24 protein-coding genes and 2 pseudogenes are annotated in these 26,615 nt (G+C 59.8%); 14 read left to right on the forward strand and 12 right to left on the reverse strand.

Translation table 11 applies throughout. From position 1 onward, the window contains the following. The first annotated feature begins 41 nt into the window (after positions 1 to 41). A complete protein-coding gene (locus ACM42_RS11935) occupies positions 42 to 401 on the forward strand; it encodes a glutathione S-transferase N-terminal domain-containing protein (protein ID WP_271528136.1) in 360 nt (119 codons plus the stop codon). On the opposite strand, the gene ACM42_RS11940 is transcribed toward ACM42_RS11935, so the two are convergent. Beyond that, on the reverse strand, positions 368 to 1,186 hold the full coding sequence (locus ACM42_RS11940) for a winged helix-turn-helix domain-containing protein (RefSeq protein WP_271528101.1): 819 nt from the start codon (positions 1,184 to 1,186) through the stop codon (positions 368 to 370). The two genes, ACM42_RS11935 and ACM42_RS11940, sit on opposite strands and share 34 nt — an antisense overlap. Positions 1,187 to 1,454: 268 nt before the next feature. Beyond that, positions 1,455 to 2,102, reverse strand: a complete 648-nt coding sequence (locus ACM42_RS11945) for an OsmC family protein (RefSeq protein WP_271528102.1) — start codon at positions 2,100 to 2,102, stop codon at positions 1,455 to 1,457. Positions 2,103 to 2,242: 140 nt separating this feature from the next. Between ACM42_RS11945 and ACM42_RS11950 the strand changes: the two genes are divergently transcribed. The 3 genes from ACM42_RS11950 (at position 2,243) to ACM42_RS11960 (ending at position 5,039) form a co-directional block, all read left to right on the forward strand. After that, positions 2,243 to 3,241: an AraC family transcriptional regulator gene (locus ACM42_RS11950; protein WP_271528103.1), complete on the forward strand. Its 999-nt coding sequence runs from the start codon at positions 2,243 to 2,245 to the stop codon at positions 3,239 to 3,241. Between the two features lie 479 nt (positions 3,242 to 3,720). Continuing rightward, entirely contained in the window at positions 3,721 to 4,158 is a 438-nt protein-coding gene (locus tag ACM42_RS11955; protein WP_271528104.1) for an AMP-binding enzyme, read from the forward strand. Between the two features lie 182 nt (positions 4,159 to 4,340). Next, positions 4,341 to 5,039 carry a glutathione S-transferase family protein gene (locus ACM42_RS11960; protein ID WP_271528105.1) on the forward strand — a complete coding sequence of 233 codons (699 nt, stop codon included), beginning with the start codon at positions 4,341 to 4,343 and terminating at the stop codon, positions 5,037 to 5,039. Positions 5,040 to 5,278: 239 nt separating this feature from the next. On the opposite strand, the gene ACM42_RS11965 is transcribed toward ACM42_RS11960, so the two are convergent. After that, on the reverse strand, positions 5,279 to 5,557 hold the full coding sequence (locus ACM42_RS11965) for a hypothetical protein (RefSeq protein ID WP_271528106.1): 279 nt from the start codon (positions 5,555 to 5,557) through the stop codon (positions 5,279 to 5,281). Positions 5,558 to 5,639: 82 nt separating this feature from the next. Between ACM42_RS11965 and tnpA the strand changes: the two genes are divergently transcribed. Both tnpA and tnpB read left to right on the forward strand, forming a co-directional pair. Continuing rightward, on the forward strand, positions 5,640 to 6,035 hold the full coding sequence (tnpA, locus tag ACM42_RS11970) for an IS66-like element accessory protein TnpA (RefSeq protein ID WP_271528107.1): 396 nt from the start codon (positions 5,640 to 5,642) through the stop codon (positions 6,033 to 6,035). Beyond that, positions 6,032 to 6,391: an IS66 family insertion sequence element accessory protein TnpB gene (gene tnpB / locus ACM42_RS11975; protein WP_442868922.1), complete on the forward strand. Its 360-nt coding sequence runs from the start codon at positions 6,032 to 6,034 to the stop codon at positions 6,389 to 6,391. The genes tnpA and tnpB overlap by 4 nt, the downstream gene beginning before the upstream one ends. Here tnpB and ACM42_RS11980 read toward each other — a convergent pair. The 3 genes from ACM42_RS11980 to ACM42_RS11990 all read right to left on the reverse strand — a co-directional run bounded on the left by ACM42_RS11980 (position 6,324) and on the right by ACM42_RS11990 (position 10,170). Beyond that, the gene (locus ACM42_RS11980) at positions 6,324 to 7,109 is read right to left on the reverse strand and encodes an SDR family NAD(P)-dependent oxidoreductase (RefSeq protein ID WP_271528108.1); all 786 of its coding nucleotides are present in this window, start codon (positions 7,107 to 7,109) and stop codon (positions 6,324 to 6,326) included. The genes tnpB and ACM42_RS11980 overlap by 68 nt on opposite strands. Before the next feature lie 468 nt (positions 7,110 to 7,577). Continuing rightward, a complete protein-coding gene (gene gor / locus ACM42_RS11985) occupies positions 7,578 to 8,969 on the reverse strand; it encodes a glutathione-disulfide reductase (RefSeq protein ID WP_271528109.1) in 1,392 nt (463 codons plus the stop codon). A gap of 109 nt (positions 8,970 to 9,078) precedes the next feature. Further along, the gene (locus tag ACM42_RS11990) at positions 9,079 to 10,170 is read right to left on the reverse strand and encodes an alkene reductase (RefSeq protein ID WP_271528110.1); all 1,092 of its coding nucleotides are present in this window, start codon (positions 10,168 to 10,170) and stop codon (positions 9,079 to 9,081) included. Positions 10,171 to 10,726: 556 nt separating this feature from the next. Between ACM42_RS11990 and ACM42_RS11995 the strand changes: the two genes are divergently transcribed. Continuing rightward, positions 10,727 to 13,609: an ATP-binding protein gene (locus ACM42_RS11995; RefSeq protein ID WP_271528137.1), complete on the forward strand. Its 2,883-nt coding sequence runs from the start codon at positions 10,727 to 10,729 to the stop codon at positions 13,607 to 13,609. A 1,197-nt stretch (positions 13,610 to 14,806) separates the two neighbouring features. Continuing rightward, positions 14,807 to 15,045 (forward strand): annotated as a pseudogene (locus ACM42_RS12000) (DDE-type integrase/transposase/recombinase); the annotation flags it as partial. On the opposite strand, the gene ACM42_RS12005 reads toward ACM42_RS12000, so the two are convergent. Continuing rightward, positions 14,988 to 15,194 (reverse strand): hypothetical protein, encoded by a 207-nt coding sequence (locus ACM42_RS12005; RefSeq protein WP_271528138.1) that lies wholly within the window; start codon positions 15,192 to 15,194, stop codon positions 14,988 to 14,990. The pseudogene ACM42_RS12000 and the gene ACM42_RS12005 sit on opposite strands and share 58 nt — an antisense overlap. Positions 15,195 to 15,442: 248 nt before the next feature. On the opposite strand from ACM42_RS12005, the pseudogene ACM42_RS12010 reads away from it, so the two are divergent. Next, positions 15,443 to 16,004 (forward strand): annotated as a pseudogene (locus tag ACM42_RS12010) (ATP-binding protein); the annotation flags it as partial. A gap of 366 nt (positions 16,005 to 16,370) precedes the next feature. On the opposite strand, the gene ACM42_RS12015 reads toward ACM42_RS12010, so the two are convergent. Beyond that, the gene (locus ACM42_RS12015) at positions 16,371 to 17,279 is read right to left on the reverse strand and encodes a LysR family transcriptional regulator (protein WP_271528111.1); all 909 of its coding nucleotides are present in this window, start codon (positions 17,277 to 17,279) and stop codon (positions 16,371 to 16,373) included. A 99-nt stretch (positions 17,280 to 17,378) separates the two neighbouring features. Here ACM42_RS12015 and ACM42_RS12020 point away from each other — a divergent pair, with 99 nt between their 5' ends. The 5 genes from ACM42_RS12020 to yghU all read left to right on the forward strand — a co-directional run bounded on the left by ACM42_RS12020 (position 17,379) and on the right by yghU (position 22,041). Continuing rightward, the gene (locus ACM42_RS12020) at positions 17,379 to 18,467 is read left to right on the forward strand and encodes an NADH:flavin oxidoreductase (protein WP_271528112.1); all 1,089 of its coding nucleotides are present in this window, start codon (positions 17,379 to 17,381) and stop codon (positions 18,465 to 18,467) included. 324 nt (positions 18,468 to 18,791) lie between these two features. Continuing rightward, positions 18,792 to 19,883, forward strand: a complete 1,092-nt coding sequence (locus tag ACM42_RS12025) for an alkene reductase (protein ID WP_271528113.1) — start codon at positions 18,792 to 18,794, stop codon at positions 19,881 to 19,883. Between the two features lie 138 nt (positions 19,884 to 20,021). Next, on the forward strand, positions 20,022 to 20,330 hold the full coding sequence (locus ACM42_RS12030; RefSeq protein WP_271528114.1) for a carboxymuconolactone decarboxylase family protein: 309 nt from the start codon (positions 20,022 to 20,024) through the stop codon (positions 20,328 to 20,330). A 74-nt stretch (positions 20,331 to 20,404) separates the two neighbouring features. Beyond that, the gene (gstA, locus tag ACM42_RS12035; protein WP_271528115.1) at positions 20,405 to 21,013 is read left to right on the forward strand and encodes a glutathione transferase GstA; all 609 of its coding nucleotides are present in this window, start codon (positions 20,405 to 20,407) and stop codon (positions 21,011 to 21,013) included. A 137-nt stretch (positions 21,014 to 21,150) separates the two neighbouring features. Next, the gene (gene yghU / locus ACM42_RS12040; protein ID WP_271528116.1) at positions 21,151 to 22,041 is read left to right on the forward strand and encodes a glutathione-dependent disulfide-bond oxidoreductase; all 891 of its coding nucleotides are present in this window, start codon (positions 21,151 to 21,153) and stop codon (positions 22,039 to 22,041) included. A 119-nt stretch (positions 22,042 to 22,160) separates the two neighbouring features. Here yghU and ACM42_RS12045 read toward each other — a convergent pair whose 3' ends face one another. The 4 genes from ACM42_RS12045 to ACM42_RS12060 all read right to left on the reverse strand — a co-directional run bounded on the left by ACM42_RS12045 (position 22,161) and on the right by ACM42_RS12060 (position 26,299). After that, complete coding sequence (locus tag ACM42_RS12045) at positions 22,161 to 23,051, reverse strand: LysR family transcriptional regulator (protein WP_271528117.1); 891 nt, start codon at positions 23,049 to 23,051, stop codon at positions 22,161 to 22,163. A gap of 114 nt (positions 23,052 to 23,165) precedes the next feature. After that, complete coding sequence (locus tag ACM42_RS12050) at positions 23,166 to 23,489, reverse strand: hypothetical protein (RefSeq protein WP_271528118.1); 324 nt, start codon at positions 23,487 to 23,489, stop codon at positions 23,166 to 23,168. Between the two features lie 58 nt (positions 23,490 to 23,547). Beyond that, positions 23,548 to 25,623: a 2Fe-2S iron-sulfur cluster-binding protein gene (locus ACM42_RS12055; RefSeq protein WP_271528119.1), complete on the reverse strand. Its 2,076-nt coding sequence runs from the start codon at positions 25,621 to 25,623 to the stop codon at positions 23,548 to 23,550. A 58-nt stretch (positions 25,624 to 25,681) separates the two neighbouring features. Then, positions 25,682 to 26,299 (reverse strand): glutathione S-transferase family protein, encoded by a 618-nt coding sequence (locus tag ACM42_RS12060; RefSeq protein ID WP_271528120.1) that lies wholly within the window; start codon positions 26,297 to 26,299, stop codon positions 25,682 to 25,684. Between the last annotated feature and the right edge of the window lie 316 nt (positions 26,300 to 26,615).

A 26,615-nucleotide genomic window follows, 5' to 3' on the forward strand; every position in this document is an offset into this window, starting at 1 on the left:
AGCAGCCGAGGATTACGCTGAAAGCCGCGAGGAATCGATGGATGGCTTATAGGCTGCATTGCGTCGGAGCTTCGGGCAATTCGTTCAAGGTCGCATTGTTCCTTAATTGTGCCGGGCTCGACTGGAAGCCGGTCGGTGTCGATTTCGCCGGTGGCCAGACTCGTGGCCCTGCCTGGCGCGCCGCAACGAGCGGGATGGGTGAAATTCCGGTTCTCGAGTGCGACGGTAGGCGGATGAGCCAGTCCGGGGCGATCCTGATCGCCGCCGGCGAAGCTGGCTTACGGTCTTGCAGTATCCCGTCCGGTCACCGGGCGCCGATCCAATCCAAAATTGATTGCGCGCGTGCGCTGTGGAAGCGCCACTGCTGTCAGAGCGGTTCAACCGGGAACGCAAAGACGTAGCCGACCCCACGCTTCGTTTGAATCGCACGGGGTGCGCTGGGATCGACTTCCAGCTTGCGCCTCAACCGCAGCACCTGGACGTCGATGCTCCGATCTAAGATGTCCTTGTGAATACGTGTGGTCTGCAGCAACTGCTCGCGCGACAGTGGACGCTGCGGCGCTTCCAAAAATGCCAGCAGCAAGGCGTATTCACCTTTGCTCAGCGACAACGGTGCGCCGGTGGGATCCAGCAGCCTACGACGGCGGCACTCGAGCTGCCAGCCCCCGAATCGGTAGCCGCCCCGTTCGGGGACGCGCACACGCGCGACGCGCCCCATTTCCTGTCGCCTCCACACAGCCCGCACCCGCGCCAGCACTTCTCTCAAGCTGAAAGGCTTGAGGATGTAATCGTCCGCTCCGAGTTCGAGACCCGTGATGCGATCCATTTCATCTAGGTGGCCATCCGCTGTGATGATCACGGGAACGTCGGAGTGCGAGCGGATGGCCCTAAGGAGATCGAGGCCATCATCCTGTCCGAGCCTCCTGGCCAGTATGATCAGGCTAGGATCGGAGCGGGTACAATGTCGGTTCAGTTCCGTGCGATTCGATGCAGAGTAAGTGGGGACGCCGTGATCCGCGAAATAGCCGGCCACCATCTGCCGCATCACCGCGTCATCATTGGCCACAAGGATATAGCCCGACTTACAGATGTCGTCACTAAAGTCATCACCGCCCCTTGCACACAAGCTGAGAGCAGCACTCCTCCGTCCGGCCAAGTCGCCGAGGTTGTTGAACTGATCTTTCATGCTGGGTCCAGTTCGATCTTACAGTTCTCGTCCTAGGTGCTTTCCCGCACGCAGATCGCAAATGCGGCCGGATTGTCCAGCGCCCTTTCGCCGGTGGCTTATAAAGCAATGATTCCAAGCGACGGACGGCCGGAAGCTGACCGACTGCTGAGGCAAGCGGCGTACGATGGTGATTTGTGGGCAATTTGTCGCGGTGTCTATCGTTTGACCTGCGGGCCGGCAAAGCCATTCCCGCGGCGGCGAGCGACGCCACCGCGGGAATCCCGATCTACTCGACGATCAACTTTGGTCGGAGCGTGACGGGCTTGGTAAGGTTGTAGAAATTCGGCGAGGTCGCCATCACAGCCTCATGAACTTCTGCAAACTGCTCCGGCGTGCCATCACCCTTGACGCGAACGATGTAGTCGATGTTCTCGTATCCGGCGCGAACTGCAGGATCCACGCCCAGGAAGCCGCGCAGATCGATCTCGCCACGGGTCTCGATCTCGAGACTTTCCAACTTGATCCTGCGGATCGAACACTGTGCGACATAGTCGATCATCATGCAGGCGTTCAACGCGGCCAGGAGATGATCTTGCGGATTGGCGTGATCGTCCGCACCCAACAATTCCGGCGGCTCGTCGATATCGATCGAAAAGCCGCGTTTGGACGACTTGCCGCCCATCGAGAAGCTGTCCACTTTAGCGTGGATATGGGCTTGGCCTTCCCAGCTGCTGGTGACCTGCCATTTGGTGATCGCGGCCGTCGGGTCGGCCTTGGCTCGATTGATCAGGCTCTCGAGGCCTCCCACATCGAGCCCGTTGACGATCTCAAGGTTGGGGATATTGCGCGCAACAGTCATACCTTCTTCTCCGTTTCTGAAATAACGCTGCTGTGATCGGAAGACATTCCGTCCTTCGGGGCAATGCGATCCCAAGAGAGGAACATCGCGCCTTCTTGATCAACAGAGCGTGGGGGGAGATTGATATGCCGCAGCCATTGCACGATCTATGATTGGTCCACCCGATCTCATGATTGAGACGCCAAATCCGCCGACGATGATTGAAGGAGCCTGTGATGGAGGAGTTGCCCGACATCGTGCCTTTGTCGAAAATCACTGGCGCGATCTATCTTCATGCGCAATTCAACGCGCCTTGGTGCTTGACTTCGCAGGTGCTGCCCGAAATCTGCGCACCTTTGCTCGGTGCGAACTCATATCTCATTCCGTATCATTATATCATGGAGGGCAGCGTACGCTTTCGCATTGACGACGATGCGCAACACGAGGTGTTTCTGAGGCAAGGCGACGTCATCATGCTTCCGCACAATCAGCTGCATCGGATGGGGAGTGATCTCGATCTCCCGCCGGTGGCGGTTCGCGATATCATCGAGGCTTCGCCCGGTAAACGCTCGTTTTCGATTAGGCATGGTGGGCAGGGCGCAACCGCGCGAATGGTATGCGGCTTCCTAGGCTGTGCTGACGTTCATAGTAATCCCCTCATATCGTTGCTACCTTCATATTTGAAGCTCAACTTCAACGACAGCGGCAGAGCGGATTGGATACGTTCAACGTTCGAATATGCCGCAGACGAGGTTGATGCGGGGCGGCTAGGCACAAGAACCATGCTGACGAAGCTGTCCGAACTGTTGTTCAGCGAGGCGCTCCGACAGTATGCTGGGAACTATCAGGAGGGGCGCGGATGGGTCGCCGCTCTGCGCGATCCTTATATCGCGAGATCACTGGCTATGTTTCATTCCAATGTGGCGCACCCCTGGACCGTCGAAAAGCTCGCACGAGGAGTCGGTCTTTCGCGGTCGGCGGTAGCGGGCCGCTTCGTGCGACTCATTGGCATGGCACCGATGCGTTACCTTGCATACTGTCGCATGCAAGTTGCTGCTGGCAAACTGGCCGAGGGTCGAGACTCGCTTTCGCAAATCGCCGACGCCGTCGGCTACGGATCCGAAGCTGCTTTCTCGCGCGCATTCAAGAGCGCCTTCGGATCAGCGCCAGCGAGGTGGCGGCAGAGGTCGGCCAGCATCAGCGTCGAGAATACCCATCCTCGGTTCGCGGGCTAGACGTACCTTCTTTGCTTCGTAACGCGATCAGCGCGGTCGCAGACGCCAATTCTCCGCGTTGTCGCCGGGCAGGCCTAGGCACTGTCACGGTAAAGCATATGGGGACTCCGATCCGGGAAGTACGAACGACCGGGCTCCCGCCTTAGGAAGCAAGGGAGATGAACTTGGTAGACGCTTTCGGTGCCGCGCCCAGTTGAGCCGAATTCATTCTTTCAATATTCGGCGATAACCACCATTTCTTCAGCGCGTCTATTGCACGACACGTGAGGAGAGTTGGGGTCGGCTCGGTGTCACCGCAAGGTAGCTCAACGTTTAACGTTTCCAGTGCGGCGGCAGCAGACGTAATCTGCCGTGAAATCGCTTTTAAGCTACAGCGGAAATATTCCGATAGAAATTGTTTTGCTATCACGCATCCCCGGCCTATCGTCGAGAGCACCTAAGAGCGCTTAGGCCCGCGCCAGGGCGAGGAGTTTTGGTTTATGGGGCGTCAGAACAAAATCGTCGTTAGAGCGGGGCAACACATTGCGCCGGTGGAGGTGGAGAATGCGCTCATAGCCGCCAGTCCTGCCGTCCTGCGGGCTGCAGTTGTAGGTTTGCCAGATGGCGCGATGGGACATCGCGTCGTCGGCTTTCTTCAGCTTGCGTACTGGCAAAGTGAAGAGCTTCTCGTTTTCATTCTCTCGACAATCGCCAATAATCTTGCAGACTACAAAGTCCCGGAAAGGCTGATCGTCATCGATGCTTTGCCTCTCGATGCGCTCGGAAACGTCGACCGCGAGGCGCTCGCTCATATTGCGTTGGAAGACAATTCAACCGGCTTATATGCCATCAACAAATCGTCGCGGTCGCGCCCGTCTTCATACAGGAAGGGATCTCACTTCTTGCCGCGCTCACAGCAACCACCTCGCCGGGCCTGAGCAGAAATGATGATCGCGGAAAATCAATCCTCAGGACGATGTGTTGCAGAGATCCTGCAAGAGACAGATCGCCTACTATATTGACCGACCAATTGCTGCGCTGTTTACCGCCAAATATTCTGCTATCCGGTCCTACCGTGTGATCAATGCAGGCTACTGCGCACGACAAGTGGTTACGTCTCATGAAGATTACCCTCTATCATTACCCTGGGACCAGAAGCGCCCGTGTCGCCTGGTTGCTCTACGAGCTCGGGGCGGATGTCGATCCCGAGGTCGTGCGGGTCGACCTCTATCGGGGAGATCAGTATCACGCCGATTACATAGCGCGCTCTCCTCTTCACGCCGTGCCTGCTGTTGAGGTCGTGATGGATAACGGATCTAAACTCTCGATGACAGAAAGTGGCGCGATCATTGTGATGCTTGCCGATGCGTTCCCATCCGCAGATCTAGCACCGCCCCCGGCGCCGCTTACGCCGGCACGCGCAGATTATCTTTCGGTAATCCACGCATGTGGAGCATCGTTTGACATGATGCTTTGGCAAATCCGCATTCATAAGCACGTTCTCAATGCGGATCAGCGCGATGTACGCACAATCGAGCGATATCGTAAGAAGTTCGCCACGGAAGCACTGCCAATGATCGCGCGACGGCTCGCGGAACAGCCATTCATATGCGGTAGCCGCTTCACTGCTGCTGACTGCATGGTTGCGCATGCTCTCCTTTGGGCGCGTAGCTATGGCCTGGATGATAACCAGAGCGTCAAAGCATATCTTTCCCGCATAGCGCAGCGGCCGGCCTTCCAGAGGGCCTTCGCTGATGCGCAACAGTTCGAGCCGCTCGTCCCTCAAGACTCCCTGGCGAGGGTGCTATTTACCGGGTAACTGCTCAGTTCAAGGGATCAGACAGCCGCGTCAGCGCCTGAAAAACGAGCTCAGATAGTTTTGTGTTTTTGGAGCACTTCCGAAGCCTTATCCCGGCATGAACATCGGTCGCGCGGTGCCGATCTTCCAGAACATGCGGGCACTATCGGCTCCTGGCTTGGCCGCCGTGGGCAAGCTGCCCTCCGCGTTTGCAGCCGGATTACCCGGTCGATACCACGATCACATCCGCGGGCCGCAGCTTACCGTCCGAGGTGACGATGCCATTTCGGGTAAAATGGTCGATCGGATCGGTGACAGTTCGACATGGGCTTGGTCAGGGCCTTGAACCAGCCATTGTCGAGCAGGATGCGCTTGCCACAGGGCGGGTAGCTCGGAACGCATTTTTCGATTGAGTTGGGCCGGTCCTTCAATTCGGACTGGATGAACTCCGTAAGTTCCAGACGATGCCGGTCATTGCTCTTGCTGACGGCGCGATCGGGGTGCGGCCAGTTAGGGTCCTTGCGTAGGAACGGCAGCACCTCTGTATCCCTCCATTGAAGGCCGCCTTGTTTGATGAACGGGATCGCTGCAGGTCCTAGGGGTAATCCCAGGAGAAGCGCTATGACGATTTCGAGGACGGAGGTAATCACATTGGTCGAGCGGCGGTGCCGGTGGTCGCAGGACGAGAAAGAACGGCTTGTTGCAGCATCGCTCGAGCCCGGCGCCAGTGTTTCCGAGGTGGCTCGCGCGGCCGGGCTTCATGTGAGCCAGCTGTTCAGGTGGCGCAAAGGAGCTTTGCACGGCGAAGCGAGCATGGCTCCGTTTGTCTCGGTGGAGATTGGGCCGCCTGCGTCGCCGCGGGAGCTGGCCGGAGCGCCGTTGACGACGATGGCGCGGCGACGCAAGAGCGATGGCATCATCGAGATCGATCTTGGTAGCGGGCATCGCATCCGGGTCGATGGCGACGTTGATGGAGCCGCGCTACGTCGCGTTCTCGATGCTTTGGCCTACCGATGATTCCGGTTTCAACGGGCGCGCGAGTGTGGCTCGCGACAGGCCGCACGGATATGCGCCGGGGCTTTCCGTCGTTAGGACTCCAGGTGCAGGAGGTGCTGCGCAAGGATCCGCTCAGCGGTCATTTGTTTGTCTTCCGGGGTCGCCGCAGCGATCTTGTGAAGGTGATCTGGCACGATGGCCAGGGGCAATGCCTGTTCACCAAGAGACTGGAGAGAGGAAGGTTCATATGGCCATCGCCCTCGGCAATGGCCGAAGACAGATCGAGCTTTTTGCGCGGCGTCTCGATGTTCATGATTCTTGCGCTCCCGGCACTTCCCGCATTCCGCCATAAGCGTCCCAGGTTGAGCCTGCGATAAAGCCGGCATCGACCGGCAGATTGATCCCGGTTACGCCGCTGCTCAGCGGTCCGAGCAGCCACGCAATCGCCTGGGCGACTTCGGATGGTTCGACCAGACGGTTCATCGCGGTGTTGCGGGAGAGCCGGTCCTTGTCCAGCGCGCCCGATGCTATTCCAGCCTCCAGCGCGACGGTGCGGGTAAAGCCGGGAGACACGGCATTGACCCGCACTCCGGCGCGGCCCCATTCGGCGGCGAGGGTCTGGGTGATCTGGATGACGCCGGCCTTGGCCGCGGTATAAGCGTGGATCGGGCCGGAGGTCATGCCCGCGACGGAGGCGACATTGACGATGGAGCCCTGCCGCCGTTTTGTCATTTGCACGCCGATGCTGCGCGCAACGAGAAATGTGCCGCGCAAATCGATGTTAATTTCGCGATCCCAATTGTCCATTCGCACGCGCTCGGCCGCATGCATCTTGCCGAATACCCCGGCCGCATTGACCAGTCCCGATATCGGTCCATGGGCGGCTTCGATGGCAGCGATGCCGCTGATAACAGCATTGTCGCTGGCGACATCGAATGGATCGGGCCATAATATCGCCTGCGTTCCCGGCATGGCGTCGGGCGCGATGTCGACAACGACCACGCGCTGGCCCTGCTCGGCGAGCAGCGTCGCGGTCGCGGCCCCGATGCCACGGCAGCCGCCGGTCACCAGCACAATGCCGTCATGCGCGGTCATGGTCGCTTGTCCCGTTGCCAAGAGTCTGACTCAATTTTCAAGCCCACCGGTGACGTAAACGATACCAGCGATCCGGCGGCCAGAAATTGCAAGCTGCAGGCCAAGGCAATTCTAAGCCGAAATTGGCGCGTGGACGAGATAACTCCTGACAATCTAAACATTCTCAGCGGTTCCAAGCTTGCTATCATCTATCAAGATTGTTCGCGTCATCTAGCCACTAGTCGATGACGCAAAGAGCTGCAAAATTCGAACTCAACGTCCCGATCATTGGACGATGGTGCCCTAAGCCGGACTATCCGAACAGCCGGCGCTCGTGTCAAAGAGGCGGCGGGTCGAAGTTCCTTGATGGTTGGTGCTTTATCCAACTGAAGTATTGGGACTCTACGCCGCCCAACGCTGATGATCACGTCCGGCATGGCGGCGAGATTGTCCTCGACTTTGCGCTGGCCACGCTGCCTTTGCCGCGGATCAGACATTTGCCCGAAAATGTTTATCGGGCGGCGCTTGCGATGGTTCTCGCATCGTCACGAACTCCTCGGCGGAGCTAGGATGAATGCCGACGGTGCGGTCGAACTGCGTCTTCGTGGCGCCGCACTCAAGCGCGATTGCCAGCCCTTGCATGATCTCCGCCGCATCCGCACCGACCATATGGCAACCCAGGACCATGTCGCTTGCCCGGTCAACCACCAGCTTCATCATCACGCGGCGGTTGCTGCCGCTCAGCGTGTGCTTCAGCGGGCGGAAGCAGTTGTGGTAGACGTCGATCGCATGGCCCCGCTGCCGTGATTCCGTCTCGCTCAGGCCCACCGTGGCGACCGGCGGCATGCTGAACACAGCGGTAGGCGCGCGTGACGGATCAAAACGTGTCGGATTGTCGTTGAATGCGGTTTCCGCGAAGGCGCGGGCCTCCGCGATCGCGACGGGCGTGAGGTTCTTCCGGTTCGTGACGTCGCCGACCGCGTAGATGCCATCGACGTTCGTGCGCGACCATTCATCGACGGCGACCGCGTCAAGCGGCCCGAGTTCGACTCCGACATCTCGCAGACCGAGCCCACCGGTGTTGGGGATGCGGCCCACCGCGTACAGGATATGGTCCGCCTCGAGAACCTTCACCGAATTGTGGAGATGGGCGCGGATATCGGTGCCGGCTCTCTCGATCCTATCGACCGCGGCGCCGGCGAGAATGGTCATGCCGGATCGGACCATCTCCTGTGTCAGATGCGAGCGGACGTCATGATCGAAGCCCTTCAGCACGGCATCGCCGCGAATGACGAGCGTCACCTTGCCGCCGAGCGCCTGGAAGATGCCCGCGAACTCGACGGCGATGTACCCTCCACCGACGATGACGAGCCGCTTCGGCAGCGCCGGGAGGTTAAGCGCCTCTTCCGAAGTGATCGCGTGCTCGATGCCAGGTATCGGTGGCAGGACGGGCCGGCTGCCAGTCGCGATCAGGATGCGTTGGGCGGTGACGATGCGGTCGCCGACCTGAACGGCGTGGGGGCCGACCATCCGGCCACGACCCTCCAAAAGCTCCACGCCGGCACCATCCAACATCTGAAGATAGATGGCGTTCAGCCGATCGATCTCTCGGTTCTTCGCCGCGATGAGGTCCGGCCATGAGAAAGTCGGCACGGGAATCGTCCAGCCGAAACCGGCGGCTTCCTCGATCTCCTCGGCGACGTGCGCGCCATGCACGAGTAGCTTCTTGGGGATGCATCCGCGGATCACGCAGGTTCCGCCCACCCGGCTGTTCTCACAGATGCCGACCCGGCCGCCGTAGGAGGCAGCACGCCTCGAACCCGCTATGCCACCCGATCCCGCACCGATCGTGAAGAGATCGAATTCGAATTGCTGTGCCATCGTTCAACCACTCTCGGGAGAATAGGAGATCGCGAGGACCGATCGGCGGGTGCGCCGTCGCCGACAGGGGAGGGCGGCCGGGCGAGGTCCGACCGATACGTTCAGCCAATCATGCAAATACGTTGGTATCCGCCATTGACGGATAGTCGATGTAACCTTCCGCCCCCTGAGTGTAGAGCGTGTCGTTCTGCACTTCGTTGAGTGGCAAGTTTCCAATCAATCGCTCGACAAGATCCGGATTCGCTAAGAAGGGACGCCCGAAGCTGATCGCATCAGCAAGCCCGCTGTCGAGATCGACCTGCGCGCGTGCAAGGTCATAGTCGCTGTTGAGGATCATCGGGCCCGCGAAATGGGCTCGCATCATAGGCGACTGTCGTGGGACGTCAGTCGAAATAAACGTCCCGTTGGGGCTGGCCTCCTTTAATTCCAGAAACGCAATTCCGATGTCGTTAAGCACGCGGGCCGCGGCGATGAACAGCGGCGTTGGATCGCTGTCGTCGACGCCGTAGGTTTCGCCGTTGGGAGACAGGCGGACCGACGTGCGATCCGCGCCCACCGCGTCTGCAACCGCGCGTGTCACCTGCTGCAGTAGACGCAAGCGATTGCCGATGCTGCCACCATACTCGTCCGTTCGCGCGTTGCCGTTGTTCCGGAGGAATTGGTCGATCAACTGGCCGTTTCCCGCGTGAATCTGAACTCCATCAAATCCTGCGGTGATCGCATTACGCGCGGCCCTAACGTAATGCGAAATGACGCCGGGTATCTCACCGACCTCCAGCGGACGAGCAACTTCATAAGGCTGCTTGCCGTCATAGGTGTGTGCCTCTCCTGGTGTAGCAGTCGCGCTGGAGGATACCGGCTGCTCGCCGGTCAAAGACGAGTGCGCCATCCGCCCCATATGCCATAGCTGCGCTACGATTAAGCCGCCTTTTTGATGCACGTCTCGCGTGACAGGCCTCCACGCCTCAACTTGCTCGTCCGACCAAAGCCCCGGCGCATATGGCCAGCCTAGTCCTTGACGCGAAATTCCAACTGCCTCGCTGATGATAAGTCCAGCCGCAGCGCGCTGCGCGTAGTAGTCAGCCATCATCGCGGTCGGAATGTGGTCACGCGTAGCACGTCCCCTGGTCATCGGCGCCATTAGAACGCGGTTGGTGAGGTTCATCGCACCAAGAGTTAGCGGATTGAAAAGCGTCGGCATGGAACCTCCTTAGTCACTAGTCAGCGTTGCGGCTTGCATGGCGATGTAACTAAGGGGGGCCTACTGCCTGTTAAACAAGCTCTTCTTCCGAACATTGCGGACGAAACAGAATTCATGTGTGCAAAGAAGCAACCACGGGTTCGATGAGGCTACTCGAAGCAATACGGACGGCGGTGTTGCATGTCGCAGCCGCGAGCGACGTCCCCAGTTCTGCAGTAGTACAGGACAGATTCCCGATCAGGCCGACGGACAATCGGTTGCTCCGAGCCGTGCTTCTCACAACGCTTAAAGCGGCCCATTGAAGGTCGGTCAGCCGTCCAATGCCAAAGAGTGCAGGACCCGCGTGGAGCGGTGCTCGCATAACGAAAGGTTGAGAGGTCGCGAAGGTATCAAGTCGGCGCAAGAAACGTATGTGGGGTATGTGAATGTGCGGCGCCGAACCGCCTGTATAAAGCGGGATACACAGCACAGGTTATAAACGTAGCAAGTTACCAACGTAACAGGGAGAAAACGCGGCATTCGTATTGCGACGACGGATGGCGGAATAGAGTTGAAAATGAGTGAGATATCGACAAGCCAGCGGGTAACGTTCAAATTTGGACCCTACCGGCTGTCGCCCGAACAACGGCGCCTCTGGCGAGGCAACGACGAGGTGAAGCTGGTGGGCCGCGCGTTCGACGTATTAGTCGCGCTCGTCAAAAATGCCGGCAGCGTCGTGACGCATAAACAGCTGATGGATCTGGCGTGGCCGGGAGTTTATATTGACGATAGCAATCTGAGGGTGCAAGTCGCGGCATTGCGGAATCTGCTGGGGGATTGTAACCGCAACCAGACTTACATTAGGACCGTTCCGCGACGTGGTTATTGCTTTGTTGCGCCGGTCGAGGCGGAAGAAGTGTTCGACAAAGAGCCCCCCTCTCTGCCTGCCGAACCGAAATCGTTGGTCGCTTCGTCCCTTCCTCCAAAACTACGGAGAATGATTGGGCGAGCCGACGACGTGAAATGTATATGCAAAGCACTTTATGACACGCGTTTCGTAAGCATCGTAGGAGATGGCGGAGTTGGCAAGACTGTCGTTGCGTTAGCCGTCGCTCACGCGGTTATGGAAAAACTCGATGGGGTGGCTACGTTCGTCGATCTTAGTGCAGTGATTAGCGGGGAGCAGGTTGACGCTGCAGTGGCGACGGCGATGGGTCTCGCGCCGCAATCGGAAAATGACATTTCCGATGTGTTGGACTATGCCCGGGACTGCCGAGGATTGATCATCTTGGACAATTGTGAGCACGTCATCGAAGCCGCGTCGGCAGTGGCCGAACGGCTTTCCGTGGTCGCGCCAGGCATGTTCATTCTCACGACGAGTCGTGAAGCATTGCGAGCGGAGGGCGAGAACGTATACCTGCTTCCCGGGCTTGCCACGCCTCCGTCTGAAGCGTGTCTGAGTGCCGAAGAAGCACTGACATGGGCCTCCGTAGAACTCTTCATGGAACGCGCGGCCGCCAACGGTCATCGGGTTCCGCTTCTCGACGATCAAGTCCCAACGGTTGTGTCGATCTGCCAACGACTCGATGGAATAGCGATGGCCATAGAGCTTGCTGCTGGCCGAGTCGTCGCTCACGGCATCGACGGAACCAATGAACTCCTGAACCACAGGTTGAAGTTGATGTGGCAGGGGCGTCGGGGGGCCGACCGGCGACAGCAGACGATGAACGCGATGTTGGACTGGAGCTACAATCTTCTTGGCGATCTTGAAAAAAAAGTCCTCGTGCGCTTATCCGTGTTTGTCGGTACGTTTTCAGTAGTGGCGGCGGAAGAAGTTGTCGGGGACAGCCTTGTCGATCCATCACAGGTGGCTGGCTTGCTGTCGGGTCTCGTGGAAAAGTCCTTAGTTCGAACCGAGGTGAATCAGGGGACGGTACTCTTCCGGGTCCTCGATATGACAAGAACGTATGCCGCGGCAAAGCTTGAGGAAAGCGGCGAAAATACTGACGTTGCCAGACGTCATGCCCGGTACGTCGCGGCCTGTCTCGTCGCCGCCGTACGGTCGGCCCGATCCCCAGCAGAAGCGATGCACGAGACGGCCGCCGGCTTGGTGGGTAACTTGCGCGCAGCTCTCCAATGGAGCGCTTCAAGCGAAGCAGATTCCGGTAAATTTGTCGAACTTGTTGGCTATTCTGTCCCTTTGATGCTGAGTCTTTCCCTTCTAAGGGAATGCGGTCGGTGGTGTGAACTGGCGCTAGCCGAACTTGATCCCTCGCAACACGGTTCAGAAGTAGAACTGATCCTGTGGGAGGGGCTTGCTGCGTCAACGATGTTTACTCGCGGGAATCGCCACGAAGCCGAGTCTTCGATCGAGCGCGGCCTGTCGCTTGCCAAGGCGTTGGGAAGCGACGAGCAGGAAATCCGTCTGTTGTCGGCGCTCCACATCTTCAAGGCGCGTATTTGTGACATCCACGGAATGTCGGAAGTGTCGCGTCGAGCGACGGAACTGGCCGCCCGTACGTCCCGCGACGATCTGCTCGCCATGACCGAATGGATGCAGGCTACGACATACCACCTTGGCGGCGATCAACTGAGTGCGCAGAGGTCTTGCGAGTCGGCTCTGGAGCGTGCTGCGCGAGTAGAGCCGTCCCGCTTTAATGCATTCGGTTACGATCATCGGGTACGCGGCAATATTGTACTAATGCGAGCGCTTTGGCTGCGCGGATTGTTCGACCAAGCTGCGCATCTCGCCGAGGAAGTATTGGTGGATGCTGCGAACAAGCGTCAGCCGGTGGCTCTATGCATCGCCTTGATTTATACGAGCACGATTGCCATTTGGTCGCACGACATCAAGACAGCGGAAAATCGCATTGCCCGTCTAATGTCTTACGCGACGGAGCACTCGCTTGAGCCGTATTCTGCCGTGGCCGTTGCGATGCGAGGTCAAACAGCAGTGCTGCGCGGCGACTTAGCCAGCGGGATTTCGGATATCCGATCGGCTACGGCAGAGCTTCGGAAAGAACGGCACCGGGTGCTTTTGACGGGGCACCTGTGCTCGCTTGCTGAAGCTCTGGGCGAAACGGGGGAGGGCGGAGAGGCGCTTGCCATTCTGGACGAGGCCGCGTCCCGCGCGGAATGCGACGGGGAAGGATATTTGTTGCCTGATCTACACCGGGCACGCGGAGAAATCCTAAGCAAGGCTGCGACCCCGGACTTGGCATTGGCGGAGCGCCATTTGCTTGAGGCGATTGCAGTAGCGCGACAGCAGTCGGCTAAAGGTTGGGAGTTGCGGGCAGCGATATCGATGGCAAGGCTTCTGATTAATCAGGGGCGAACTAAAGAGGCTGCGTCGACTATCGAAAGCGCATGGAGCGGAATGTCGGAAGGATCCGATCATCCGATTATGCGCACTGCCATTGAACTGCATTCCAAAGCGATCGCAGCGAATATGCCCGGGTAGACTGTTAAGTTTAACTCGATTGCGCTGCACGTAGCTGGTCGTCCTACGGCTTCGATTGGAACGATTTGTAGGTATTTGCAAGCATTTGCGAGTTTTGACCCCGCTGAATTTAGTTGGGGTGTAACCTGACATGAAAGGCGCCCGTGACGATTATGTTGCGGAGTCCAGGCGTTGTTCGCTGCATCTGCAGAACGCCTCGTATCGTCGCCGACAGAAAGGATACGACGATGAATAAGCTGAACTATTTCGGTATGAGAGATGGTGGGGCGTTTCACGACGCGGGCCTTGCTCCTGCGTCACGGAAAGTCTCGACAGATGCGGTACTGCTCACAAGGCTAATGCGGGCGGAGCGAGAATTCGATAACGCCGTAGGAGCCCTAAGCAAACTTAGCGATGACACGTTGCGCCGGCTCGGTATCCCGCACCGTTCACTTATAGAGGAGACGGTGCGATTTTGCCACGAGTGCTGAGGAGCAGGAGGAGATTCGGCGTTAGGAGCCGGGCTTCTATCGCCTTCAACAGAACATTCCAGTTTGTCTCAAAATCAGGAGCACGTGATGTACGTCGATAAGAAAGACTTTTGGGTCCAAACTTGCAAGTCTGGCGCTCGGCCAACGCAGGGTATGGAAGGAAAGTGTCGAGGCCGTGATCCGCGCGCTTCCCGGAACACGAACGCAGTCCACGACCTGAGAAGAGAGATTGATCGATTATCGGATGATTGCGAGATTAGATCAATTCGATCGCCAACGTGCGGTTCTCTCCGTCCCGTTGGAGCCGCAAAGGTCATCCTGCCGATCAGCGGCAGAACGTGGGGCACGTTTCGGTCCGATGCAGTCACGGCGAAGCGATATGTCCATAGCTATCGTGGTTGCCTCGTAGACGACCTTCTCCGATCAATGGCAAATGCCATCTTGTGGATATTGACGCACATTCTTGCGGGCTATTTCGCGTATGTGCAGGCAATGCACCCTGTTGTTAGAAGCGATCCTCCGGGCCCGGACCGCGACGATCAAACGGGCCCTTGCAAGGCGCCCAGGACTTCGTCGTAATGAATCGTCGGCCTTCAACTCTCCGAAACACGCAAAGAACTGGATGCAACAAGGTCGTCTCTTTCGATCCAAGTTCGTCACGATTGCGGCTTAGGTATAGATAGGCGGCGTAGGCATACGGTCCGTGAGCGAGCGGGCTTACCAGAGGCGGATAGCCGACTTCACCTACATCTTGACGGCGAGGGCTGGCTCTACGTGTCAACCGTGATCGACCTGTTCTCGCGCCGGGTAGTCGGCTGGTCGATGAGCGCCAGCATGACAGCGCAGTTGGTTGCGAACGCCCTGCTGATGGCAATCAGGCGCCGCGGCAAGCCGGATGCCCTGATGCATCACTCGGATCGGGTCAGCCAATACGTCAGCGAACAGTTCCAGCGTCTCATCGGCAATGTTGAGCCGGAGGGCTGCCGCACAACGCCGAGCTTGCTGAATTCCGGCAGGCAGCCCTCCAGCAAACTGAATACGGATTCGTAAAGTGCTACATCGACCACGCGTCCCCTCCCGGTGCCGGAGACATCGCGCTCGTAGACCGCAGCCATCAATCCGAAGACGGCATAGAGCCCGGCTAGGCTGTCGCCGAGGCTGATGCCGTACGAACGGGTGGAAGATCCGTTTCGTCGGCGGGATAGGCCGTGAGGTAGTGGCCCGGGAGTGGGTGGTGATAGAGCTTCGGTTGATGTCCTCAAAATCGTGGTCGGATCGATTCTCGATCCGCAGAGGCGGGTTGCTCGAACATTCACTCGCCGAGAACGCTCGGTCTGCGCATTTCATTATTGCAGGTGACGAAATCGTCCTGGTCGGCGGAACGGGCACCGGCAAGACCCATCTGGCCATCGCTATCGCGCGAAGCTGCATCCGATCCGGCGCCCGTGGCCGCTTCTATAACGTGGTCGACCTCGTCAACCGCCTCGAGACCGAGACCCGCAACGGGCGACAGGGCCGGCTTGCCGAGCACCTAACCCGCATGGACTTCATTGTCCTGGACGAGCTCGGATATGCCCTTTGCCCAGTCCGGCGGTCAGCTTCTCTCCCACCTCGTCAGCCGGCTTTATGAGCGCGCCTCCGTCCTCGTCACCACCAATCTGGCATTCGGCGAGTGGCCGAGCGTGTTCGGCGATGCCAAGATGACGACCGCGCTGCTCGACAGTCTGACTCATCACTGCGACATCGTCGAGACCGGTAACGACAGCTGGCGCTTTAAAAGCCGCGACGGCAATCAAACAACCCGCGCTCGCGCCGTCTCCGCAACCCCGGCCAGCTCCGACGCCGCGAGCGCTACCATCATGACACGCCGATCAAAGGGGTCCCCTTTGGATGCCGATCGGGGGTCCCAGTCCAAAGCCGATTGACAATTTCGACATATTGGAATCACTGGCCAATCCCTACGGACCCGCCGGGCGAACGATTGCAGAGCTCTTGCGGCCGTCCGCATAATTCAAGTACTTGCACATTTGCCTCGCGGCATCGAGATGCTTAGGATCTTGCCCCTTCAGTGATCCTGCATTGTATAGGGGGTGAAAATCGGCTTCAGTGCATGTTCTGCAAGACTTTTGGATTTGACGATTCGAACGCCGCCCGGCCGCTTGCAGGGCTGACATACCGCACACCGACCAGCGAGGCGCTTCGGCGGCGCGCGCTTTGAATTACGTCGGATCGGCAAACATGATTCGTGACCGGGCCGACTTCTGTTCAAAGCAGACCTTGTCTCCTGCGCGTTACTTGGCAACTTCGCTCAACGAGCTTCTGAGGGATTCTGTCATGAATTTGACGAACGCAGAGACTTTTGGCAGCGGGAAGTTGCTGCGCGGCCATAGCAGACGGAGCGCACGGTTTTTCTTCTTGGCGCCGGGAAGTACCTCGCGGAGAGTCCCGGCAGTCATCAGATCGGCGACAGCAAAATAAGGTACCGATGCGACTCCGTAGCCCGCCTCCGCAAGGCGGATCAACGGTTCTAATGAGGTGGTCGCGAGCGCCACTGGCAAAGCCGTGCCCTCTGGAAGGGTCAAGTCCCAGTCGACGAGCTTTCCGGTTTCATAGATGCGATGATGCAGCAGGCGGTGCTTGATCAAATCCGAGGCCTTTCGGGGTACGCCTGCTTTTGCGAGGTAGCCGGGTGAAGCGACCAGCCGAGACGAGAAGTCGCCCAGCTTCACGTGCATAAGGCGGCTATCGCTCACTTCGCCTGTACGGATGACCGCGTCGAAACCGTCTTCGATCACGTCGACGAGCCTATCGTTGTAGTCGAGGTCAAGTTCGATATCCGGAAATCGCGCCGAGAATTCTCCGAATAGCGGCGTTAGCAGGTCGCCAGCGAACGGAACACCGACGCGAAGTCGTCCTCGGGGAGACGCCGTTGTTTGCGCCAACTCGGCTTCGGCTGCTTCCAGTTCCGACAGGACCCGGCGGCAGCGATCGAGGAATATCTCGCCTTCCTGAGTCAGCGCGATGGCCCGGGTCGAACGATGAAAAAGCCGGACGCCCAGCTGATCTTCCAGCTTGGCAATGGTCTTGCCGATCGCGGAGGATGACAGTCCGAACTGTTGCCCCGCCAGCTTGAAACTCCGCAATTCGGCGGCCTGCACAAATGCCGACATGGCGCCGACGCTCTCGGTACGGATGCTCATAAAGTCACTTTTTTCCGCAATGTTCGGAATAACGGCTTATTTATTTGGTGTGTGAAGTTCTCTAGTCAAGTCGGCATCGCCCCCCGCCGCGAGTTTCTCATGCCGTTTTCGGACCTATTCAAACCGCTGAGCTTTCTGCACGGCCCGGAAATGAGGAATCGCTTCATGCTCGCGCCCCTCACCAATCAGCAAAGTGAACTGGACGGGGTGGCGTCCGAGTCCGACCGAGATTGGACCCGGCAGCTTTCGCGAGGCGGCTACGGGCTAATCCAGACCTGCGCGGCGACCGTCGAAGCGAGCGGCATAGCGTTCGAGCGTCAATTGGGCATTCACAGCGATGTCCATTTAGCAGGCCTAACGGAGATGGCAAACTCAATCCGGGAAGGCGGCGGTCTATCCGCGGTGCAGTTACATCACGCAGGACATCGCGCGGATCCGCGATTGGGAGGAATTCCTTCACCTGCCTCCAGCCGGACATTGCCAGGCATCAAGGCGTTGACGACGGAACAGGTCGAGCGGATTCGCGACAGCTTCATCACGGCCGCGAGGCGGGCGGAGCGTTCAGGCTTCGATGGCGTCGCGATCCACGGCGCTTTCGGCTGGATATTGTCGGAGTTCATGTCCCCTTTGTTGAACGATCGCACCGACAGGTATGGCGGTAGCATCGAGAATCGAGCCCGGCTCACCATCGAAGTCATCGAAGGCATTCGCCGAACGTGCGGCCACGATTTCCAAATCGGCTGGCGCTTGTCGATCGAGCGCTATGGGCTGCTCCTGGAAGAGCTGCGTGAAATCACTGCGGCGATCCTTGACCGGGAGCTGATCGATTATCTCGACCTGGCCCTTTGGGATTCCGCTCAGGTCGTTCGCGAAGGTGCGTTCCAAGGACGCACCATGCTCAGCGTTTTCACGAGTCTCTCTCGAAAGGGAGTGCGGTTAGGAGCCGCAGGAAAGATCATGAGCGCCCAGCGTGCAGCGCAAGTTCTCGACGAAGGATGCGACTTCGTATTGATCGGTAGGGCGGGCATCCTTCGGCGGGACTTCCCCCTCCAGGTAATGACAGACGACCAGTATGAAAGCCCGAGGCTGCCCGTGACGGCCCAGTACCTGAGGACGGGTGGACTGAGCGAGCGCTTCATCGACCACATGCGGGGATGGCCCGCATTTGTCCACCCCGCGAGCAGGTGAGCGCAGCTTCCTTCCGACGCTTGTCGGAAGCGGGACGCTGCCACCTGCACCACCGGTCTCCTCTTTGTGCTTCCGGGCCCATCGATGATGCGATGTTCGGGGGGCAATATCGTCGATCTCTAGATGGACAGGTCGACGAGATGCCCAGCGTGCGAAATGCGGGAATCGGCGCCCTGCCATTTCATGTAAACTTGGCGACACACATTAGGATAAATTCCATTCTGTCCGCAATGTTCGGAAAAGCGGCCTGTTTATCACTAGTTGGTTCTTCATTAGATCAGTGAAGTCGCCTTTGGCGTCACGAGTGTCATGAAGGAAATTACCATGCCCACGCTTTTCGATCCGATCGTGCTCGGCGCGCTGAACGCTCCCAACCGCATCATCATGGCGCCGCTGACTCGCAGTCGCGCGACCCGGGACTATGTCCCGACTAAGATGATGGTGGAGTATTACGCGCAGCGCGCTTCCGCCGGGCTCATCATCAGCGAGGCCACCGGCGTCTCACGCCAAGGCAACGGCTTCACTTACACGCCGGGGCTCTGGTCCGACGAGCAGGTGCGCGCCTGGAAACCCGTGACCCGCGCCGTGCATGACAAAGGTGGCCTGATCGTTGCACAACTCGGACACACGGGCCGCGCGGGGCATCCGTCCGTGATCGGCGAGCAGCCGGTGTCGTCGAGCGCAACCATCTCGCCGGTCGATGCTTGGACCTACGACGGACCGAAGCCTTCAGAACTCGCGCGTCCGCTGACCGTTGCGGAGATCTCCGGCGTCATCGCCGACTTCGCTCGCGCGGCGCACAATGCAATGGCCGCCGGCTTCGATGGGGTACAGATTCACGCCGCGAACGGGATGCTGATTGACCAATTCCTGCGCAACAGCAGCAACCTGCGTACAGACGAGTACGGCGGCAGCATCGAGAACCGCGTGCGCCTGCTGGAGCAGGTGACGCGGGCCGTGGCCGGTGCCGTCGGAGCGGACCGCACGTCCGTCCGCCTATCACCAAACGGCGAGACCTGGGGCGTGGACGATAGCAATCCGACGCCCTTGTTTATCACTGCGGCGAAGACCCTGAACGCTATCGGCATCGCGTTCCTGGAATTGAAGGAGGCCAATCCTGACGGCACGTTCGTGTCCAGCGATGTCCCGCACCAGTCGCCGATGATGCGCCCGCACTTCGAGGGGCCTCTGATCCTCAACAGCGACTACGACCTCGCACGCGCCCAGACCGATCTCCGCAGCGGGCTCGCCGACGCAATCAGTTTCGGGCGCGCCTTCCTAGCCAATCCCGACCTGGTCGAGCGGCTGCGCGGCCGTGCGCCACTGAACGAAGCCCAGCGGGAGACCTTTTACAGCCAGGGGGCGGAAGGCTACACCGACTACCCCGTGCTGGCGGACGTGAAAGCTGTCGCCTGAGCGTCCAGACGAGAACGGTCGGACCTAGTTGTCCGACCTCGACCCACCTTCTCGAAGATACCCCCTTCGCCTCGACGCCGTATCGACGGCTCTCCCATGGAGTTTGAAATGGACTGGAATGCCAATCGCGATGATCTCATGACCAACGTCGGCAAGCTGCAGCAGCTTTCCCCCGACACCCTCAAGGGCTATCTGACCGCCTCCGGCGCGGGCCGAAAGACCGCGCGTCTGGACGAAAGGACGCGCCAGCTCATCTCGCTCGCGGTCGCCGTGACTACGCGATGCGACGGTTGCATCTCGATCCACAGCAACGAGGCTTTGAAGGCCGGTGCTACACGCGAGCAGTTGGCTGAAGCTCTCGGCGTCGCCGTCGCGATGAATGCGGGCGCCGCTCTCGTCTATTCGACGCGTGCGCTGGAGGCGTTCGACGACTCGACGGGCGCGTAGGCACTTTGGGCGGTCCACGACTGACGCTCGGCCGCGATCGCATCCGGGCGTCACCACTTTAATCGGAGGTTCCAATGAAACTGTACTACTCGGCCGGATCCTGCGGGCTCGCTCCGCAGATCGCATTGCGGGAGGCCGGGCAATCGTTCGATCTGGTCGCGGTCGACTTCAAGACGAAGACAACGGCCGAAGGCGACTACCGTCAGGTGACGCCGAAGGGATTCGTACCTGCCTTGAAGCTCGACGATGGCGACGTCATCACGGAAGGCGCGGTCATCCTTCAATGGATCGCCGACCACAATACGGACCACGATCTGCTTCCGCCCTTCGGCAGCCGGCAGCGCTACGAAGCCCTCGAGTGGCTGAATTTCGTCGCGACCGACCTTCACAAGAACTTCGCGGTCATGTTCTCGCCGGTCTTGGATACGGAAACGAAGGCGAAGTTTGCCGAGAAGAATCTGATCGGAAAATTCGATTACGTGGACCGGCACCTCTCCACGCACGACTATGTCCTGGGCGCAAAGTTCACCGTCGCGGACACCTACCTTTACAACGTGCTCTGCTGGCCCGAGCGCGTGGGCCTCGATATCTCCAGCTACGCATCGATCCGCGACTTCATGGCTCGCATGGAGCAGAGGCCGAGCGTGCGCGCATCCTTGAAGGCGGAAGGATTGCTGTCGTGATCGAGCTCCTGTGCGCCATCAGGCACGCTGTCTGTCACACGGTACAGAAATTGAAAGCCAAGGCTTCGGGAGCCGGGGCTTCCGATCCTCCGATGCGATCGCATTCCCGATATACTGATTTCGGCCCGGAGTGACACATGAACGATCCCATGAACAACCAGCCTCCCGGTTACGTCCCGCCCAAAGTATGGACCCAGCATAAGGTCTACGGCGGTGCGTTCGGACGTTCGAACCGCCCCGTATCGGGCGCCACTTTCGAGCAAGATCTGCCGGTGGGCAGGCATCCGCTGCAGCTCTATTCGCAGGGGACGCCCAACGGCCAGAAAGTCACGATCATGCTCGAAGAATTGCTGGCGGCTGGGCATTCGGACGCCGAATACGACGCTTGGCTGATTGACATCTTCAAGGGCGACCAGTTCGGGAGCGGCTTCACGGAGGTCAACCCGAATTCGAAGATTCCCGCGCTCGTCGACCGCTTGATGGATCCCGCCATCCGCGTGTTCGAGAGCGGCTCGATCCTCGTCCACCTGGCGGAGCGGTTCGGCGCGTTCCTGCCGACCGAGCGCCACGCGCGGACCGAAACCTTCAACTGGCTGATGTGGCAGATGGGAACGGCGCCGTTCGTCGGGGGCGGCCTGGGACACTTCTACGCCTATGCGCCGCTCAAGATCGAATATGCGATCGACCGCTACGCCATGGAAGTGAAGCGCCAGTTGCACGTCCTGGACACGCATCTCGCGAAGCACGAATTCCTCGCCGGCGACCAGTACACAATCGCGGACATGGCGGTCTGGCCCTGGCATCCCGGCAGCCTCTACGGCGTCTACAACACGCACGAATTCCTCGCAGTTGAGAAATACCCGAATTTGCTACGCTGGTACCGGTCAATTGCCTCCCGGCCGGCTGTAGCGCGGGGGCGCATTGTCAACCGCACCGGCGGGACGCCGGGCGAATTCTTGCTCGAACGCCATGACGCATCCGACTTCGATCACTTGGCGATCCGGCAGGATGCCTTAGGCAAGGTTTAGCGGTTTGTTCGCCCGTATTCGGTGGAACGGCGATGCGATGCCGGTAAAGGCCCATGCTTGGCCTGATCCTAAGCACCCGAGATCCCGAATTCAGTTCCATGCGACAAGTTGCAGTGGCTTCAGTTCAGCAGCCTGTTCCCCCTTAGGCGCGCAACCGCAATATCGGTAAAGGCCCGCACCTTCGCCGGCGCGTGGCGCCCTTCCGGATAGATGACGTAGATTGGCAGAGACGGCTCCTCGAACTCGCTGAGCACAACCTGTAGGTGGCCGTCGAGCAGTGCCTGGCCGATCTGATAATGCAGCACTCTGGTCAGCGCCCATCCCGACTTTGCGGTCGCTATCACGGCTTCGTTCGTGTTGCTCTGCAGTGCGGGATGGATAGTCACTCGCTCTTCCTGCGCGAAGCGCCATTCCGGCGAGGCCCATGCGCTGGTCGATACAGCGATCCGGTGCCCCTTCAGGTCGCCCGGCGTCTTCGGTATGCCGTGCTTGGCGAAGTACGAAGGTGCTCCGCAGATGACGCGGCGGACGGAGCCCACCTTGGTTGCGACGAAGCCGGAATCCGCGAGGTTTCCGATGCGGACCGCGACATCGATGCCTTCCTCAACGATGTTTACCGAACGGTCGACGAAGAATGTCCTGGCTGCCATCGTCGGATGCGCGTCCAGATATTCGGTCACGATCGGCAGCACGAACAACTGTCCAAAGAGGGCCGGCGCGGTCACCGACAGGGTGCCGGAGGGCTTCGCATAGGAACCGGCGGCCGCCGCTTCGGCCTCGGTGATATCAGTCAGTATTCGTCGGCAATCCTCGAAGTAGCGCGCCCCGCCTTCCGTGAGCTTCACCGATCGCGTCGTCCGAACGAAGAGACGGGTGCCAATGGTTTCCTCAAGTGCGGCGACTGCCCGCGTGACGGCAGGTGCGCTCATGTGCAGGTCTCGCGCGCTTTCCGCGAAGCTCCCGGTCTCCGCGACCCTCACGAATATACGCATCGCCTGCCAGCGGTCCATGCCGTGTTCCTGCCATCTGCTAAAGTTGTCTCGCCTGGCCGAAGCGCGTTCGCCCCGGCGGTCGCGTACAATCGGAAAATAAGCCGCGGGCGCGTCGCGGGCGAGGGGGCGGAGTTATCCGCTAGAATCGAATGGTGGAATGGTAAATGCCTGAATTTGGAGACAGATCTCTTCGGAGATGCCGGCCCGCAGCGCCCTCTCGCGTGCGATCGCGAGATGCCCAGCACCCTGCCGGGACGCGAGCGCCAGAGCTACCGCTATCGACGTCATTGCGTCGAAGCTTGAGCCCCGACGGGCGACGTCGACCTCGGCGCCGGTCATCCCGAGGCTTTTTGCGGTGTCATTCTGCTGCTGTCGCCGTAGCGGGTCCAGGGCACCGGCCGTCAACGCCAGCTCGATCGAAAGACGCACTCGTTCGCTGATGGCGAAGTTCGACATCGACCTCTCCCTGTTGCTCCTGGCTCGGCGCGGGGGGCGTTTCGCTGCGATGCGGTCGTTAGATGGCAAGCTGGATCCGATCGTTTTCGTCGCCCTCACGGGCCGCCGGGACCGCGCAGCAGATCAGGATCTCGTCGTCCGCTACCGCGACGGCTGGCTCCTTCAGATAGGTGATTACGCCGGTCAGGAGTTTTGTCCGGCAGGTGCCGCAACGTCCTTCCCTGCAACTGAACTCGGGACTGAGCCCCCGGGATTCCGCGAGGTCGAGCAGAGTGCCGACTTCCGGCGTCCATCTGGCTTCCTTTAAGGACTCCGTAAATACGACATGCACAGGCCTGGTTGACGGCGGCCAGCGCGCCGGGGCGGCTGCAGGACCATCGACCGTCCGGACAAGCGACGCGGGCCCAAACGCCTCGGCATGAATTCGGGAGTCGGGGACTTCCCGTCCACGGAGGCCGTTGTAGATCGACTGCATGAACTGCGGCGGTCCACAGAGATAGTAGTCGTAGTCGGCAATCGGCATAAACCGTGAGAGGAGCTCCATGTCGATGCGGCCGGCCGCGTCGTAGTCGGCGCCTTCCTCGGCTTCCGCGACATCGCTCAGGATTCGAAGGAGGCGGACTTCGCCTTTCGCCGCTTCGACGAGTTCGTCCAGTTCGTTCCCGAAAGCGCGCTCGGCCTTCGAGTGGGCCGCTTGGACCAGAACGATCGGTCGCATCCTCAGCGTCCGGAGCCTCTCGTAGACGACGTGTCGCAGCATCGCCAGGATGGGCGTGATGCCGATGCCGCCCGCCAAAAGGATAGCCGGCCGCTCCTCGGAGATATCGATCTTGAATTCTCCGGCCGGCGCCCTGGCTTCGATGATATCGCCGGCGCGGACGCGGTCGTGCAGTCGCTGCGAAACCAGGCCGTCGCGCTTCACGCTGATGCGGTAGACGTGATCCGAAGGCGCGACGGAGAGCGTGTACGTTCGGATCGCCGCTCTCTCGACCCCTTCTACCGGCATTCTGATCGTGAGGTATTGTCCCGGCTCATGCGGCAGCAGCCCTGCACCGTCGTCCGGCTGTAGGTGGAGCGAGCGGATCGAAGAACTCTCGTCGACGACTTTGACGACCTTGAACGGCCTCCATCCAATGGCGAGTTCCGCTGCCCGCAGGCGACCCGCCGCCTGCTCCCAGTCGCCGGTCATCAGCGTCGTAGGAGCCCAGCCGTCCCGTTGCAGCGCCCACCGTAGCGGCATCGCACCGCGCCTGAGCACGACGCGACGCGGTTTGAACTGCCACAGTCGCTCAGCGCCCTGGAAGGCAGCGATCTCCGGCGAGTCCAGGATCACGACCGCGTCGCCGGTCATCTGGATCACGTCGCCGGTATCGAAATCGACGAAGAGCAGCCCGGCCTTCCCGTTCACCAGGATGTTGCCCAGCGTGGCAAAGAACAGATTGCCGGCGAAATCGGGAATGGTGAGAGTGCCGTCGTCGCTGATCCGGACGAAGCCGGGCCTGCCGCCACGGTTCGATACGTCCACCTGTAGGCGGTTCTCGCGCTCGACATAGGAGGCCACGAAAAAGGTATCGGCGGCTTCGATCATATGGCGCGCGGCACGATCGAGTTCCGCCCGCTCCTCGACATCTCCAGAGAAGGGCTCGCGCGGATCGCGGACTAACCGGTAGTCGCGTAGCTGGATGTATCGCGGGCAGTTGCCGAAGCTCTGATCCACCTCGAAATGGATGACGTGGTCGTCTGACGGTCCGACGAGGCCGTTTACGCGGTTGCGGCGGCGCGAGTCAAATCCGATCCCGAGCAGACCAATCGCGTTGCCTTCGGCGATGCCTTCGCTCGCCGGGTCACTAGGGTCCCTTACGACATCGATATCAAGCGTGCGGGCCGTCGGCGATGAGATGAAGCCCGGCTTGCCAACGGCGAGCGTGGCCCATGCGTCGCCTTTGAAATCGACGCTGCCCAACGCGATGAACGGGATCTGCGAGTAAAAGTCTCGGTGCTGGGTCGGCATATGATCGCGTACCACGCGCTTGCCAAATTCATCCATGTGGGCCGACACCCCCACCTTTTCCTGGATCGTCTTTTCGCCGAGGTGCCATAGTGCCAGCTTCGTCTGCAATCGCTTGTCGGTCATCCGTCCATCCTCGTTGGAAGGCTGGGGCGCACACTTAGGTACGCCCCAAGGTGTAGGATCAGGCCGCTGACGCAAGGCCGGCGGGCGTCTTCGCGAAAGGTACGAAGCCAGGCAGCGCCTCGATTCGGCGCAGAAAGGCGTTGACCCTCGGATAGCCGGACAGATCGACGTTTCCTTCCGGGGCACGTGCGACGTAGCTGTAGAGCGCGACGTCCGCGATCGTCGGACCATTGCCGACGAGCCAATCGCGATCGGCCAGATGGGATTCAATATGCCCGAGCAACGCATGAGCGCGGGAGATCACTTCATTCGGATCGAAGCTTGCGCCGAACACGGTGATCAACCGCGCCGCGGCGGGGCCGTAGGCCACTTCGCCGGCAGCTACCGAGAGCCAGCGCTGTACGTCGGCGCTCCCTTTCGCATCGTCCGGCAGCCATTCCGTGCGGCCCGCCTTCTTCGCGAGATAGACCAGGATCGCATTGGAATCCGGAACGATGTTGCCATCGTCTTCAAGTACCGGGACCTGGCCAAACGGATTGAGCGCGAGGAAATCTGGCTTCTTGTGGGCGCCGGACATCAGGTCAACTTCAACCAGTTCGTGCGGAAGGCCGAGCAGCGATGCAAAAAGACGAGTGCGGTGTGAGTGGCCCGACAATGGATGGTGATAGAGCTTCATGATCTTTTCCCGAATTCGCGGTCGGGTCGATTCCCGATCGGCGACCTCAGGTTGCTCCAAGATGGAGCAAAGGAGAACGCACACTCTGCGCACTTCATTGTTGCGCAGAACGAAATGTCAGCCACGCCGTTTCAAAACAGCGCGCTCGCTTCGTGGGTAAAGCTGACTTGGTGGTGGGCTCGGTTGAACAGCGCAACAACCTAGTCTTTTGGCAAAGATGGATTATGGATATGAAAAAGCGACATCGCATTTATTACCCGCTGGCCTTCGCCTCGTTCATATCTCGCGGCGATTCGGCCGCGCGGGCGGCGTAAAT

The organism is Bradyrhizobium sp. CCBAU 25338, from assembly GCF_028128965.1.
Lineage (GTDB): Bacteria > Pseudomonadota > Alphaproteobacteria > Rhizobiales > Xanthobacteraceae > Bradyrhizobium > Bradyrhizobium liaoningense.

Excerpts from the sequence above, each read along its gene's own strand:
- ACM42_RS12045 (WP_271528117.1), bottom strand. The coding sequence starts at position 23,051 with ATGGACCGCTGGCAGGCGATGCGTATATTCGTGAGGGTCGCGGAGACC.
- ACM42_RS11935 (WP_271528136.1), top strand. The coding sequence starts at position 42 with ATGGCTTATAGGCTGCATTGCGTCGGAGCTTCGGGCAATTCGTTCAAG.
- ACM42_RS11940 (WP_271528101.1), bottom strand. The coding sequence starts at position 1,186 with ATGAAAGATCAGTTCAACAACCTCGGCGACTTGGCCGGACGGAGGAGT.
- ACM42_RS12060 (WP_271528120.1), bottom strand. The coding sequence starts at position 26,299 with ATGAAGCTCTATCACCATCCATTGTCGGGCCACTCACACCGCACTCGT.
- ACM42_RS11990 (WP_271528110.1), bottom strand. The coding sequence starts at position 10,170 with ATGCCGACGCTTTTCAATCCGCTAACTCTTGGTGCGATGAACCTCACC.
- ACM42_RS12020 (WP_271528112.1), top strand. The coding sequence starts at position 17,379 with ATGCCGTTTTCGGACCTATTCAAACCGCTGAGCTTTCTGCACGGCCCG.
- gor (WP_271528109.1), bottom strand. The coding sequence starts at position 8,969 with ATGGCACAGCAATTCGAATTCGATCTCTTCACGATCGGTGCGGGATCG.
- ACM42_RS12025 (WP_271528113.1), top strand. The coding sequence starts at position 18,792 with ATGCCCACGCTTTTCGATCCGATCGTGCTCGGCGCGCTGAACGCTCCC.
- tnpB (WP_442868922.1), top strand. The coding sequence starts at position 6,032 with ATGATTCCGGTTTCAACGGGCGCGCGAGTGTGGCTCGCGACAGGCCGC.
- yghU (WP_271528116.1), top strand. The coding sequence starts at position 21,151 with ATGAACGATCCCATGAACAACCAGCCTCCCGGTTACGTCCCGCCCAAA.
- ACM42_RS11980 (WP_271528108.1), bottom strand. The coding sequence starts at position 7,109 with ATGACCGCGCATGACGGCATTGTGCTGGTGACCGGCGGCTGCCGTGGC.
- ACM42_RS12050 (WP_271528118.1), bottom strand. The coding sequence starts at position 23,489 with ATGTCGAACTTCGCCATCAGCGAACGAGTGCGTCTTTCGATCGAGCTG.
- ACM42_RS12015 (WP_271528111.1), bottom strand. The coding sequence starts at position 17,279 with ATGAGCATCCGTACCGAGAGCGTCGGCGCCATGTCGGCATTTGTGCAG.
- ACM42_RS11995 (WP_271528137.1), top strand. The coding sequence starts at position 10,727 with ATGAGTGAGATATCGACAAGCCAGCGGGTAACGTTCAAATTTGGACCC.
- ACM42_RS11950 (WP_271528103.1), top strand. The coding sequence starts at position 2,243 with ATGGAGGAGTTGCCCGACATCGTGCCTTTGTCGAAAATCACTGGCGCG.
- gstA (WP_271528115.1), top strand. The coding sequence starts at position 20,405 with ATGAAACTGTACTACTCGGCCGGATCCTGCGGGCTCGCTCCGCAGATC.
- ACM42_RS12055 (WP_271528119.1), bottom strand. The coding sequence starts at position 25,623 with ATGACCGACAAGCGATTGCAGACGAAGCTGGCACTATGGCACCTCGGC.
- tnpA (WP_271528107.1), top strand. The coding sequence starts at position 5,640 with ATGACGATTTCGAGGACGGAGGTAATCACATTGGTCGAGCGGCGGTGC.
- ACM42_RS11960 (WP_271528105.1), top strand. The coding sequence starts at position 4,341 with ATGAAGATTACCCTCTATCATTACCCTGGGACCAGAAGCGCCCGTGTC.
- ACM42_RS12030 (WP_271528114.1), top strand. The coding sequence starts at position 20,022 with ATGACCAACGTCGGCAAGCTGCAGCAGCTTTCCCCCGACACCCTCAAG.
- ACM42_RS12005 (WP_271528138.1), bottom strand. The coding sequence starts at position 15,194 with ATGGCTGCGGTCTACGAGCGCGATGTCTCCGGCACCGGGAGGGGACGC.
- ACM42_RS11955 (WP_271528104.1), top strand. The coding sequence starts at position 3,721 with ATGGGGCGTCAGAACAAAATCGTCGTTAGAGCGGGGCAACACATTGCG.